At 47.6% G+C, this 13,536-nt stretch carries 9 protein-coding genes; 6 read left to right on the top strand and 3 right to left on the bottom strand.

Features of this window, described 5'->3' with window-relative positions; translation table 11 throughout:
- The first annotated feature begins 19 nt into the window (after positions 1–19).
- The 6 genes from WBJ53_RS30070 (at position 20) to WBJ53_RS30045 (ending at position 10,036) form a co-directional block, all read left to right on the top strand.
- The gene (locus tag WBJ53_RS30070; protein ID WP_338873254.1) at positions 20–1,417 is read left to right on the top strand and encodes an ATP-binding cassette domain-containing protein; all 1,398 of its coding nucleotides are present in this window, start codon (positions 20–22) and stop codon (positions 1,415–1,417) included.
- Positions 1,418–1,764: 347 nt separating this feature from the next.
- A complete protein-coding gene (locus WBJ53_RS30065; RefSeq protein ID WP_338873252.1) occupies positions 1,765–3,837 on the top strand; it encodes a gliding motility-associated C-terminal domain-containing protein in 2,073 nt (690 codons plus the stop codon).
- A gap of 80 nt (positions 3,838–3,917) precedes the next feature.
- The gene (locus WBJ53_RS30060) at positions 3,918–6,368 is read left to right on the top strand and encodes a carboxypeptidase regulatory-like domain-containing protein (RefSeq protein ID WP_338873250.1); all 2,451 of its coding nucleotides are present in this window, start codon (positions 3,918–3,920) and stop codon (positions 6,366–6,368) included.
- A gap of 102 nt (positions 6,369–6,470) precedes the next feature.
- Positions 6,471–7,301 carry a 4-(cytidine 5'-diphospho)-2-C-methyl-D-erythritol kinase gene (ispE, locus tag WBJ53_RS30055; protein WP_338873248.1) on the top strand — a complete coding sequence of 277 codons (831 nt, stop codon included), beginning with the start codon at positions 6,471–6,473 and terminating at the stop codon, positions 7,299–7,301.
- 76 nt (positions 7,302–7,377) lie between these two features.
- Entirely contained in the window at positions 7,378–7,986 is a 609-nt protein-coding gene (locus WBJ53_RS30050; protein WP_338873246.1) for a heme-copper oxidase subunit III, read from the top strand.
- Between the two features lie 73 nt (positions 7,987–8,059).
- Entirely contained in the window at positions 8,060–10,036 is a 1,977-nt protein-coding gene (locus tag WBJ53_RS30045) for a M1 family metallopeptidase (RefSeq protein WP_338873244.1), read from the top strand.
- 67 nt (positions 10,037–10,103) lie between these two features.
- Here the strand turns inward: WBJ53_RS30045 and WBJ53_RS30040 are convergent, their stop codons facing one another.
- From WBJ53_RS30040 to WBJ53_RS30030, 3 genes are all read right to left on the bottom strand, one after another.
- Positions 10,104–11,042 carry a ketoacyl-ACP synthase III gene (locus WBJ53_RS30040; protein ID WP_338873242.1) on the bottom strand — a complete coding sequence of 313 codons (939 nt, stop codon included), beginning with the start codon at positions 11,040–11,042 and terminating at the stop codon, positions 10,104–10,106.
- Between the two features lie 136 nt (positions 11,043–11,178).
- Positions 11,179–12,312 (bottom strand): glycosyltransferase, encoded by a 1,134-nt coding sequence (locus WBJ53_RS30035; RefSeq protein ID WP_338873240.1) that lies wholly within the window; start codon positions 12,310–12,312, stop codon positions 11,179–11,181.
- Between the two features lie 42 nt (positions 12,313–12,354).
- Positions 12,355–13,434, bottom strand: coding sequence for a hypothetical protein (locus WBJ53_RS30030; protein ID WP_338873238.1), 1,080 nt, complete (start codon positions 13,432–13,434; stop codon positions 12,355–12,357).
- Between the last annotated feature and the right edge of the window lie 102 nt (positions 13,435–13,536).

Below are 13,536 nucleotides of genomic sequence, written 5' to 3'. Positions count from 1 at the left end.
TATCCGTCCAGCTTTTTTTATGTCCAGTACAACCGACTTGATTTCTCTGCATAACTTTTCTGTTCGGCGGGGTGGGAAGACCATTCTGACCAATTTAAATTTAACCATTCATGCTGGCGAATGTTGGGCTATAGTTGGGCCAGTAGGAAGTGGTAAAACAACCTTGTTACAGGCTCTGGCCGGACAGTTGCCGACGTTGCCCGGTACGCTTACCCGGTCGCTATCGGCTTCGTTTGTTTCCTTTAAAGAAGACTCCCGACAGTTTTCATACAGTGGCCATTTTTATCAGCAGCGCTATCATGCCACCATGAGCGATTCGAACGATAAAGTGCCTGTCATTACCGTTCGTGAGTATCTGCGTTATGCTGGGTCGCCCGAAGAAACGGCCCTGATTCAACGACTCGGCCTTGAACCTCTGCTCGATTACGCGTTCCTGAAACTATCCAATGGGCAAACCCGCAAAGCCCGTATTGGTCGGGCTTTGTTACAACATCCGCAAGTGCTTCTACTGGATAATCCATTTGTAGGTTTAGATGCTACCTTTCGCGCTGATCTGACAACCTGGCTTGCCGATCTTGTAGAACATGGCTTAACGCTTGTTATTGCTATTGAGCCCGAGAGTTTACCCAGTTTTATCACCCATGTTCTGGTTTTAGAGCAAGGGAAAATGACTTGGGCTGGCCCACGGGAGGAATTTATTCGGCCGGAAAATTCAAGTGCTTTTCCGGCCGTTCCGGTTTTGGAAACGCTTCCAAAGCCAGCCGATTTTTCGGAGGCTTTTCAACTCACAAATGTTAGCGTTCGTTATAATGAGCGTGTTATTCTGGATTCGATAAACTGGACTGTTCATACAAATGAACGATGGGCACTGATGGGCCGAAATGGAGCCGGAAAATCGGTGTTGCTAAGTTTATTATATGGCGACCACCCGCAGGCTTATGCAAACGACGTTCGGGTTTTTGGCAAACGACGCGGCAAAGGCGAAAGCATCTGGGATGTGAAACGTCGGATTGGGTTTGTCTCCCCTGAATTACACCTCTATTTCCCGCAGCACCTGACCGTAGCGCAGGTTGCTTTTACGGGACTAACCGATACAATCACGGTGCCAGCCCGGATTCCGGCCAGTACGGAAGCTGATTTGCGTCAGTTATTAGACTATTTTGGCCTTAGTGAGCTGATTGACCGGCCATTCGGGACATTATCGGTAGGAGAACAACGGCTGGCTTTATTGATCAGGGCATTGCTGAAGAATTCTCCTGTATTAATCCTGGATGAGCCTTTTCAGGCAATGGATGCCCGGAGCATGCAGTTAGCCAGAACGTTGCTGGATTCGTTAAAGGATAAAACAATTCTTTTTGTTACACATGACCGAAGCGAGTTGCCCGACCGCATTGAGAAGATTTTTGAGCTCGTTTAGCGTTAGATAGTATAGTGGCATATTATTCATTTAGAATACTTATAGATACCTTTTGTGTGCTTTAGGTAATATGGTTTTGTTGAATAGGCTGTAAGGTTGGCATGGTTTATGATTGTAATTAAGACGCTTTTTTTGGGGCTTCCTTTACTTCCATCAACTATACTTTAGCAAAATAAGCCGGGCAATATAAACCATATATTGCCGAACTCTCAGTCATGTATTACTTTCTGAAACGCTTGGCATGATATTCGTCTGTAAACGAGTAATCATGCAAGCGTATGGCAAAACGGCTACTAAGTAAATTAATACGGAATAATTTATGGATGCTATTAGTGATAGTAGCATCCATGAATGCTATTGCCAGCGCAACCATTTCTGCCGATACGTGTCAGCATCCTGAACCGCCAGTTATTGCAGGAACGGCCAAAGAAATTTGCCGTAATGACGTTGTTACCTTAACCGCAACCGGTTGTGTTGGCACGGTAGTATGGTCCAATGGTGCTACCGGAAACAGTATTGATGTTCGGCCGCAGCAAACCACAAAATATACGGCCATTTGCCGGGCCCGGCAAGGCTGCATCAGTTGTTTTGCCGATGTCTGGAAAATAACGGTCCATACGCCCGATTCACCTGCTATCACGGCTTCATCGGCACTTATTTGCGCAGGCGATGCTGTTCAGCTAACGGCAACAAATTGCAGTGGCACAGTACGATGGCCCGATCAGACAACTGGGCTAGTCTGGACCGGAAACCTTACCCAAACGTCGGTATTTACGGCTACCTGCCAACAAAACCAGTGTGTCAGTAACCCATCGACAGGGGCTCTGGTTCAGGTAGCCTCACCAGCAATACCCGTTTTGGTTGCCGATAAAACAGAAATTTGTGTGGGGCAGTCGGTTCGATTAACGGCTTCCAACTGTATTGGAACAGTTCGCTGGTCGGATGGAAACGAAGGCATAGTCCATTCGGTGAGTCCGAATCAAACAATGAGTTATCGGGCAGTTTGCCAGATCGGTTCCTGTCGGAGCGATAGTTCGGCAAGCATTCCGATTATTGTTCGGGCGTCTGACCAAAAGCTGCTGGCTACAACCAGCCTTATCAACAAATGTCCCTTTCAAACGGCCGACTTATCCACGGCAATTCAGGGAAATAGTCATGGATTGTATTATTCATTTAGAACCGGAGCCTCTTTCGATTCGCCAATTGTTCAGTCGCCGGGGGCCGTCAAAGCAGGAGTCTATTATATTTTTGGACGTAGCAGCACTGGCTGTTACACGGAGCCAGTATCCGTTACGGTGCGTATTGGCCCATGCCAGAATGCGATAACTCCGTGCATAAGCGATCCGGCTACGGTTGCTATTCGGTTAGATACGCTAAACTGGACAAAAGGCGTTGTGTATTTACGGGGAAAACTGGGCGGTTCGGCAGAATCGGCCAGTTGGTCGAGTAGCGGAGGAGGGTTGTTTACTGATGATGGACTTAATACGCGCTACCTGTTATCGGAAACGGATCGTCAGCGTGGGTCCACTACATTTACGCTAACCGTTTCGGACCCCGATGCCAGTGGGCCTTGTGTGGGTACATCAACACAATTGACAATAGGGGCACCAGCCCTTACGCAGGAAGTGGTAGGATTGAGTAAGAAAGTGAGTAAACCTGTGTGGTTAATAGAAGGAACAACAAAACTGGTAGAGCTAACATACCTGCTAACGGTTGTAAACCTTGGCAAACATGCGCTTACCAAACTCCAGATCTCTGATAATCTGGATGCTGTTTTTACGGCTACAGGAGCCAGATTATACGCCGTTTCGGCAAGAGCCGATAACGGACTGACTATTAATGAAGCCTATACGGGACAGGGTGCCGATACAACATTGCTTGCCGTAAATAACCAGTTACCTGCTGGCGCAGAAGCGCACGTCTGGCTTACAGTTCGCATGGATGTAAGTCAGGCCACAACGCTGACATTTGCCAATAGAGCAGCCGTAAACGCACTGGACACGAATGGGCGCATTTGCCGGGATATATCCACCAATGGAATCAGCACTGATCCTGACCAGAACGGCGATCCTACGGATAACAATGAGCCAACGAGCATAACCCTACATTCCTTACAGCCTGAAGAGGAAGCCACTACCGTGTTTATTCCGGAAGGATTCTCGCCAAACGGCGATGGTATTAACGATTATTTTGTTGTACAACGGCTACCAGCTGGTGTAACCATTCAATTGGAAATATATAACCGTTGGGGGAGCGTTGTTTACCGAAATAACAACTACAAAAACGATTGGGATGGGACTGCCAATCAGGGAATTAAAACCACTACAGCTATGCAAGGTTTACCTGATGGTACCTACTATTATCAGATTAAGCTAAGTGATGGCCGCGAATTCGTCCGGTTTCTGACACTGGCGCGGTAAGTTGCCGATACGAAGTAAGGCAGGGGTGTTTGCCAATTTATAAATAAGTAACCGGAAAACCGGACTTAGAAAAAGTACTGATGAAGACACATTGGTTAAAGCTGATTTTGGGCGTATTGCTGTGGACGAACTGTTCGACAATAGTTTGTGCTCAGGCCGATTCGCTATTGCGGCAGGCCGATCGCCTGCTGAATTATAAGGCGTATGGCCGGGCAATTGATGCTTACTTACAAATTCTGGACGAGCAGGGCGATCAGCTTACGGCCATACAGAAGGCAGCGGTACAACGGCAACTCGCGCAGGCCTATCGTTCGGTGGGCGATGGGGTAAAAGCAGAACGCTATTATCGGGAGGCATTGGTAAACAACCCCGACGAAGACCCCCAACAGGCCTTGCTGTTTGCACAGACACTGGCTGGAAATGGCAAGTTTCAGGAAGCTCAGAAACAGTATGAGCGGTATCTTCAAGTACGCGACAAGGCTGTAGCGAGCACACCCATAGCTGTTCCCGACGATAATACTCCGGCATTAGGGAACCGGAAAGAAACCATCCGCTACCGGCTCGAATACCTGTCTTTGAACTCCAAAGGCGAAGAGTTTAGTCCCGCTTTTTATAAAGAAGGACTTGTGTATGTAGCCGGTAAAAAAGGTGGATCGGCTATTGAGGCAACAGGCAATGGCGGAGGGGCAGGTTATCTCGACTTATTTTATGTGCCTAATCGGAACAACCTGAAGGTGAGCAGCATTATCAATGCCGATGGTAGCATCAGCAAACCAGCAAACGAACACATCAAAACAGAAAGACGCTTAGGCAGCGATGAATATACACGCCCAACGGCTAATGATTCCCGAACGGTTCCGGGTTTTTATGAGGGCATAGCTATTACCGAAGGCTTAGGCTATGAGGCTAAACCTGCCGGTGCAACCCAGCGATTTAGCAAAGCGCTTAATACAAAATACCACGAAGGGCCCGCCACGTTTTCGCACGATGGCAACCGGATTTTCTTCACACGAAATAATTATAATGAAGGCAAATCCAAGAAAAGCGCAGAGGGTATTAACAAACTCAAGATCTATACAGCACGGCAGGATAATGGCACATGGGGCGATGTTGAAGAATTACCTTTCAATAGTGATGAATACTCCGTTGGGCATCCATCCTTAAGTCGCGACGAGCAGTTGCTCTATTTTGTATCCGATATGCCCGGAGGGCTCGGCGGGACCGATATTTATGTTAGTCGTTATCTGAATGGTCAATGGGGCCGTCCGGTAAACCTGGGGCCTACCGTCAACACAAAGGGAAATGAACTGTTCCCCTTTATCGACGATGCCAACAATCTCTATTTTTCGTCCGATGGGCGGGGTGGTTTGGGAGGACTGGATATTTTCTACGCACCACTCTCGAATGGGCTGACAGCTCGTTCTATTGAGCACCTGGATGCACCAATCAACTCTAGGGAAGATGACTTCGGGCTGATTACGGACGCCAGCCGACGTGCAGGCTATTTTAGTAGTAACCGGCAGGATGGCAGCGACGATATTTATCGATTTATTCGTGAAAGTTCCCTGTATGGATGCCGTGATCTAACGATTCGTCTGTACGATTCCAGTACAGATATGCCCTTGGACAGTGTCGATATAGTGGTTAAGTCAAAAGCAGAAGGTCGCCCCGATCAGACCATCACAACCGATCAGAATGGCCTGGTCAGGATATGTCTGGAAGCCAACAACGCCTTCACATTTCAGGCCAGCCGCGATGGCTATATCAACAGCACCGTTGGTTTTACGACCCGCGCACTAACCGACGACCAGCCTTCCCGGCTCGAAATATCGATGATGAAGCCCACAGTCATTATGGATACAATTCCAGAAAGACCGGCTCCTGCCACAGCGCTGACCCGCTCGCGCATTCGTGGAATTGTTAAAAGCGAACGGGATGGGAAGCCAATCGAAGGCGTTACGGTTAGGCTTCGGAACGAATGCAACCGGTCGCAACGGGAGTACGTAACCGGCCCCGATGGTCGCTATAGTTTCGATCTCGATCCAGGGTGCGACTATACGTTGGTGGCCTCAAAACCTGAATTTGGTACGAACACAAACCGAATTAAGCGACTTCCCAAAAAAGAAAAGCCGAAAGAGTTATCGGCCGATCTGCGAATGCTGAGCGTTGGCGACGTGATTACGATCGATAATATTTACTATGATCTGGATCGTTATAGCCTGCGTCCTGATGCATCCCGGGAACTGGACCGGCTGGTAGCCACAATGCGGAAATATCCATCATTAGTCATAGAAATCCGATCGCATACCGATAGCCGGGGCGATGCCACCCATAACAAAATACTATCGACAGAACGGGCGAAAGCGGTGGCCAATTATCTGAATTCGAAAGGGATAAGTCGCAAGCGAATGGTGGCTATTGGCATGGGCGAAACGCAATTGGTGAATAATTGTACTGATGGAGTTATCTGTACCGAAGCCGAACATCAGCGCAATCGCCGAACCGAATTTAAAGTAATTGCTATAAAATAATGAACCGCCCGGCGGTGAAATTATGAATAATGGGGCCGTAGCCTTACATTCATATCATTTATTAGTACGGCGGCTGCGCACTGTCGGTGATCATTTGGGTACATGCTTGCTTTTCCTAACGCAAAAATTAATCTGGGCCTTTTCATTACCGAGAAGCGGCCCGATGGCTTTCATAATCTGCAATCGTGTTTTTATCCGGTCTCATGGACCGATATGCTGGAAGTTGTTCCGGCAACTGATTTCATTTTTAGTAGCAGTGGGTTATTGATTCCTGGCGAGACCCATACGAATCTGTGTGTACGGGCTTATGAGTTGCTAAAGACCGATTTCGATTTGCCGCCGGTTCATATTCATCTGCATAAAATTGTTCCGATTGGGGCAGGCTTGGGCGGAGGCTCGGCCGATGCTGCCTTTACGCTAAGGTTACTGGATGCCTATTTTACGCTGGGGTTACCTACCCACAAGCTGGAAGGATATGCCCGGCGATTAGGTAGCGACTGTGCTTTTTTCGTTCAGAACCGGCCAATGTATTGCCTCGAAAAAGGCGATGTATTTGAGGAAATAGACCTTGATCTGCGCGGGTACTACATCGTTCTGGTTTATCCGAACCTGGCTATATCTACTGCCGAAGCCTACGCAAAAGTGCGACCCCAACTGCCTCAACTACCGTTGCGGGTACATCTGCAACAGTCACTTGACGAATGGCGCCATACCGTGCATAACGATTTTGAAGATAGCCTGTTTCCGAACTACCCCCTGTTAGGGCAACTTAAGCAACAATTATATGATCTGGGGGCGGTGTATGCCAGTATGAGTGGTTCAGGATCAACGATCTACGGAATTTTTAATGCTCCGCCGGTGCTCTTAAACCAATTTGATCAATACAGCGTTTGGCAGGGAGAGCTTGGGCACCGTTTTTCGTTTCCGGCCTAACCCGCAACAGGTTTAAAACGCTCTCAAAATCAATTAGCTGATCAGGTGGCTAAACGTCTGGTTGAAAAAAGGTTAGATGAGTAACTTCATTACGAGACGGCGCGAACCGTTTCGCTTTATGGTTTGGTTGGGTATTGCCAGTAGCGTAATGTTATTTACGATATTGTTGGTAACCTATATCATTCGCCGTACGGGCCCCGGTTGGGTTGATGTAAAGCTACCGAATGTGTTTCTGATCAGCACCGTTGTTATTGTGTTAAGCAGCTTCACACTTCATAATGCTAATCTGGCATTTCGGCATGAGCGTTTTAGTAGCTACCGCATCAACATGGCCTCTACTCTGGTGCTCGGCACATTGTTTATTCTGCTACAGGGTTGGGGGTGGCGGCAGATGATTCTGGCAGGTGTTGGCCTCAAAAGCAATCCCGCGGGGAGCTTTGTTTACATTATTTCGGGTATTCACCTGCTTCATATTTTAATTGGATTAATTTTCCTGGTAATCGCCCTGATCGAAGCCTTACGGAGACGCATGTATGTCGACTCGTTCGTGTATAGTGTAAATCCACCAAACCAGCTTAAAATCAAACTTATTACACTTTATTGGCATTTTGTCGATATTTTGTGGGTAGGCTTATTTCTCTTTCTGCTGGCACATCACAGACTTGATTTGCAGTTGCCAATCTAAGACTGCGTCAAACAACTATCCAGTTTTATCGCTTTATTTCGTTATTTGTAGAAAATCTGTTATTTATTGCTTCATGAGAAAAATTGCTCTAGGGGCGGGGCTTTGGGCGTTAAGTTTGATTTCGTACGCTCAGAATGCTCCGTCGTCGACGTCTACGCCCGGATCGAAATACGACCCTCTTGAATTATTTCATCCGTTGTTCAATATGCAACCCGGCAACGATTATCGGGCCGGGAGTGGTGCTCCTGGCCCTCGTTACTGGCAAAACCGGTCCGATTACCAGATAAACGTTACGCTGGACGATCAGCAGAACACCATTACGGGTGAAGTTACCATCACTTACAAAAACAACTCACCCGAAGCGCTGTCTTATCTGTGGCTGCAACTCGATCAGAACGCCTTTAGTGATACATCGCGGGCCGCCAAAACAACACCTGTTTCGGGAGGTCGTTTTGGAAATATGGGATTTGCCGGAGGACTTACCATTTCGAGCGTGACCGTTGAGCAGGGGCATAACAAGTTTGCAGGTGCGCCTTATGTGATTACGGATACCCGTATGCAGATCCGCCTGGCCGAACCCGTAAAGCCTAACGGTGAGGTGGTGAAAGTGAAAGTAGCCTACTCGTTCAAGATTCCCGAATACGGTTCTGACCGTATGGGACAACTGAAACGTAAAGATGGAATCATCTACGAAATTGCACAGTGGTATCCTCGCATGTGCGTTTTCGATGACATTGAAGGCTGGAACGTATTGCCGTATCTGGGGGCGGGTGAGTTCTACCTCGATTATGGCGACATCGACTACAACGTTACCGTACCCTGGGATCATATTGTGGTGGGGTCGGGAGAACTTCTGAACCCAAACGATGTACTGACGGCCGATCAGATCAAGCGATTAGCGCAGGCCCGCCAGAGCGATCAAACCGTAATGATTCGGACTAAAGACGAAGTAACAAATCCAAACAGCCGCCCGAAAAAATCGGGCACACTGACCTGGAAGTTTCGTTGTGTAAATACACGTGATGTAGCCTGGGCATCGTCGAAAGCGTTTGTTTGGGATGCGGCTAAAATGGATCTGCCTAGTGGCAAATCTGCTCTGGCACAGTCGGTCTATCCGGCCGAAAGTGCAGGAAATGATGCCTGGGGGCGTTCAACTGAGTATGTGAAGGGTGCTATTGAATTTTACTCCAAATACCTCTACGAGTACAGTTATCCGGTTGCTACCAATGTGGCCGGCATTGTGGGCGGAATGGAGTACCCTGGAATTATCTTCTGCGATCATAAAGGCCGTAAGGATGGATTGTGGGGCGTAACCGACCACGAGTTTGGTCATAACTGGTTCCCGATGATTGTGGGCAATAATGAGCGGAAATTTCCCTGGATGGATGAGGGGTTCAATACCTTCATTAATACGCTCTCGACGGCCAATTTCAACAAGGGTGAGTATGATCGGGAGCGGGGCACCATGCACGACATTGCTCCTGCACTGTTCTACCCAACTGAGCCTATCATGACCATTCCTGATGTGCAGCAGGCACGAGTACTGGGAATTCTGGCTTACTATAAGCCCGGAATGGGGTTGAAACTGCTTCGTGAGGTAGTGTTAGGCCCTGAACGATTCGACTTCGCTTTCAAAAACTACGTTAGCCGATGGGCATTCAAACACCCTACTCCTTATGATTTTTTCAGGAGCATTGAAGATGGAGCCGGTGAGGATTTAGGCTGGTTCTGGCGTGGTTACTTCTATGAAACCTGGAAACTTGATCAGGCTGTGAAAGAAGTAAAATACGTAGATGGATCGGCCGAAAAGGGTTCGCTGATTACCATTGAAAACCTCGACAAGTTTGCGATGCCTGCCACAATTGAAGTAACAGAAAGCAATGGTAAAAAAGGTCGGGTGAATCTGCCTGTTGAGGTTTGGCAGCGGGGCGGTACATGGACATTCAAATACAACTCAACATCGCCCTTGAAAACGGTTGTGCTGGACCCGGATGAGAAACTGCCGGATATCAACGAAAAGAACAACGTGTGGCGAGCCGAAGCTCAGTAACGAAAAAAACAAATACGGGCATTGGGGTACTATGGCTCAACAGCCTTAATTACCCCAATGCCTTTTTCTATACCTCGATTAGCATAGCCCCGTAGGAATAGCCTCCGCCAAAAACCGTAACAGCAATACGCTGACCTTTCTGGAATGTATCCCAGCGTTCGGAGAGTGCAATGGCACAACCGGCACAACCCGTATTGCCGTAGCGTTGAATATTCGAAATTAACTTCTCTTCCGGCAGCTCCAGCGTTTTCATCACATTTCGGGAGATGCGCAGGTTTGCCTGGTGAGGCAACACATAATCGACATCAGCAAGCGTAAGTCCGGTTTTATCGAGAACCTGCTGAATAGCTTTAGGCATATACTGGCAGGCATTGATGAACACATCCCGGCCAAAAGGCATCGTAACGCCACCGTCGAGCGGTTTCATCATCACTCCCGTTGTGGCTTTAGGGGTGTGCGCTGCTCCACCGGTCAATAAGGCTTTTATGGTAAAGTCGTTTTCGCTTTGGCGCTCCTTCGTAATCAGCAACGCTGCTGCACCATCGCCCCAGAGGTGGCCCGATACGGTATCCAGTTCATTATTGTAGGCGGTGTTGTGTTCCGACACAATGACCAGTGCTCGCGTGGCTTTATTGAGGGCAAAATAGCCTTCAACCACTTCTATCGCATTCAGCAGCGATGAGCAGGCTGTTGAAACAGACACTACCGGAATATCCGGTATCTGGAGAAGATGCTGCGCTTCATGGGCCAGCGATACAATCGTATCGTAAGGCGTATAAGTGGCCCCAACAATCAGATCAACAGTCGACAGGTCTGCTTTGGGCATCAACCGCCGGATCACGTCGACTGTCATTGTATTTGTATTCTCGCCGGGAGCGGCTTTCCGTCGCTCCTGAATGCCAGTTCGTTCAATTATCCAGTCGCTGGAAAGGCCGTTTAGCCTTGTAAAGTGTTCATTACCAACCACCTCTGTTGGGAGGTAGTGACTTACTGCATGGATGTACATCAGGTCAAAAAAGTAAAGCTAAGACAGGCATCACCTGAATTAACGCCGAAAGTTAAACCCTTCCGGGAAAGTATGGTATTGTGCATTAGAACAATACCGTAAAGTATTGATAAGATTATATTTTAAACCAAATTACTCATTCTATTTCTTTACCAAGAACGCAGGTATAAAAGTTCAATAACTTTTCAGATTCGCTTTGCCAGCAATAATCTGTTTGTACGGCCTGATAGCCCCGTTCGCCCATTACTTTTGCCTGTTCTGGATGCTCAACCAAATATACGAGCGCATTGGCTACCTGAATCGGATTAAGCGGAGAGACGCATAAACCGCAGCGATGCCGCTCTACCACTTCCCTGTATAACGGAAAATCGGATGTTAGAACAGGTATCCCCAATGCCATGTACTCAAACATCTTGGTAGTGTAGGAGTCCATATAATCACCAACGGGCTTGAGCAATGCCAGACCTACGGTTGCATTCGTTATGTAGGGTAAGGCCAGTTGCTGATCGGTATACCCATAAAAACGAAGATTCTTCTCGATTGATGAATAACCGGGCAGAGCGTTCAGCTCCGTTTTTGAAATTCTGCAATCGCCAAACAAATGCACCGTAAAGTTTGGGTAGCGGTTTTTCAACAGCGCCAACGCCGAAACCAGCGTATCGAATGCCCGCTCGAAGCTTATTAAACCAATATAGAAGAATTCTGGTTCGATTTGGTTTGGTGCATAGGCCCGCCGAAATGGATTCAGAAACGATAATACCGGGAAGTTATAAATGACAGCATAAGGCTTAGCTAAGCCTGTATAGGTATCTAAATAACCATGTTCCGTAAAAATCAGGTAGAATCGACGGCGCGCCATTTTATCGGCCCACTGGAAGGGCTTTATGGCCCAGGCTCCCTGATTAGCCGCTTTTCCGGCTATCTTTTTGTGAAAATTCTCATGAACTTCATAGATAACAGGGATATCCAATAATAGCTGAATCAGTCGGGCTAAAGGGAGTAGTTCCGGATTATACAAGTGTAGCAACCTGGGTTGGTAACGCAGAGCATACCAGAGTACAAGTGGCTGACAGAATAAAATCCGGAGCAGTAGCTTTTTGAATTTGGGTAACCATAAGTACTGAACGTTATTTTGCTTACCAGTTGGCACGTGGGGCAAGGCGGCTAGTAACTCATACTGGAAGGATAAGCTAGGAATAACTTTTTGAGCAATTCGTGGGTCTTGGGCTGGATGGGCGGTGCTGATGTGTAAAATGCGCGTTTTTTTCATGAAATACACCGCAGCATTAGCCGATCGGACAGAGACTAACAATTATTTTTTTATCCCAAAACTACGCAATTCTGCATCAATCTTCTGATTCCATCGCTCCTGAACGTCCTGATTGATGCCATGATTGGTTTCGCCATCATACTGTTCCTGCATCCGGTGCATCTCGCGGTATGATTCAATAAATTGATACTGAATAATGCTATTGTAATCTTCCAAGGTTAAGCTGTCGGGATGAATTTTCCGTTTGAAGCGTTCGGCAATAATTTTTGTAATATCGAAATGGCGTTGTTCATGATTAAGAGAATACGCCGTACGAGCTTCCGAACGTCCCCACGACGAGTTTTTCAGCATATAGGTTTTTACAAGAAGATTAATATTGATAACGCCATTTTTAACACTGCTTTTCCCTTCATAAGCAAAGCTGGTAAACACTTCGGCAGCATAATGGCTTCCCTGGCGGGGCACAGCCCGAAAATCGTTCCAGGTGAGCTTGCGGTCAGTATTGTAGTTCACCGTGTCGTCATCCGTAATGCGCGTATCATCGGTAAACGTCACAGTGAGGCTTTTAGCAAGTTTCTCATTTTGCCCTGACTCCCGATTCATGTAGTCGTTCAGACTTCGCAGCGAGGCCACAAGCGCCTGCCGGATGGTTGTTTCAACAACGGCCGTCTGGCCCAGGGGGCGAGTATATTTGGCACTACCCCGGTATTCAGTTAAACGCGTGCTGGTTTCGTTTCCTGCATCATCTTTGCCCAACAGTTCGAATGCGACAGAAAATGTGAACTGCCCATTAACCCGATTGCCCACGGCCGTTTCATGAATCTGACATTCGCGCACACGAAGCGCTAGTGGACGAAGTGAATGGTTTTGTTTTAAGCTTTTGTCGATAAACTGCCTGAAACTACTTGCTATTCCATTTTCCAGATCGACAGGCTGAACAGCTTGATTCGGTTTTAGGGCTAACTGGGCAACCGGGCCTTTAGACGCACGCTGGTCGGTAACAATGGCAATGTAAAACTCTTTTGGGGTGAAAGGGATCGTTTCGGGAGTTAATTTAAGTGGGGGCGCTATAGACTGGAACGAGACAAGTCCAATCAGCAGCCAGCATACTAATTTATTCATCAGAAGGACTCATTGACAGGCGTTATACAGACGGCAATCTGCAAGTGTCAGAGAGGAATTATGAGCTCCCATTCGCGTTTCAACAAATACAAAAAAGCCTCC

It is taken from the genome of Spirosoma sp. SC4-14, assembly GCF_037201965.1.
Classification (GTDB): domain Bacteria; phylum Bacteroidota; class Bacteroidia; order Cytophagales; family Spirosomataceae; genus Spirosoma.
The sequence above is the reverse complement of the archived record's forward strand: the minus strand, read 5'-3'. Positions and strand labels throughout refer to the sequence as shown.

What these genes read in the sequence shown, in the direction of transcription:
- WBJ53_RS30070 (WP_338873254.1), top strand. Translation starts at nt 20, where the DNA reads ATGTCCAGTACAACCGACTTGATTTCTCTGCATAACTTTTCTGTTCGG.
- WBJ53_RS30065 (WP_338873252.1), top strand. Translation starts at nt 1,765, where the DNA reads ATGAATGCTATTGCCAGCGCAACCATTTCTGCCGATACGTGTCAGCAT.
- WBJ53_RS30060 (WP_338873250.1), top strand. Translation starts at nt 3,918, where the DNA reads ATGAAGACACATTGGTTAAAGCTGATTTTGGGCGTATTGCTGTGGACG.
- ispE (WP_338873248.1), top strand. Translation starts at nt 6,471, where the DNA reads ATGCTTGCTTTTCCTAACGCAAAAATTAATCTGGGCCTTTTCATTACC.
- WBJ53_RS30050 (WP_338873246.1), top strand. Translation starts at nt 7,378, where the DNA reads ATGAGTAACTTCATTACGAGACGGCGCGAACCGTTTCGCTTTATGGTT.
- WBJ53_RS30045 (WP_338873244.1), top strand. Translation starts at nt 8,060, where the DNA reads ATGAGAAAAATTGCTCTAGGGGCGGGGCTTTGGGCGTTAAGTTTGATT.
- WBJ53_RS30040 (WP_338873242.1), bottom strand. Translation starts at nt 11,042, where the DNA reads ATGTACATCCATGCAGTAAGTCACTACCTCCCAACAGAGGTGGTTGGT.
- WBJ53_RS30035 (WP_338873240.1), bottom strand. Translation starts at nt 12,312, where the DNA reads ATGAAAAAAACGCGCATTTTACACATCAGCACCGCCCATCCAGCCCAA.
- WBJ53_RS30030 (WP_338873238.1), bottom strand. Translation starts at nt 13,434, where the DNA reads ATGAATAAATTAGTATGCTGGCTGCTGATTGGACTTGTCTCGTTCCAG.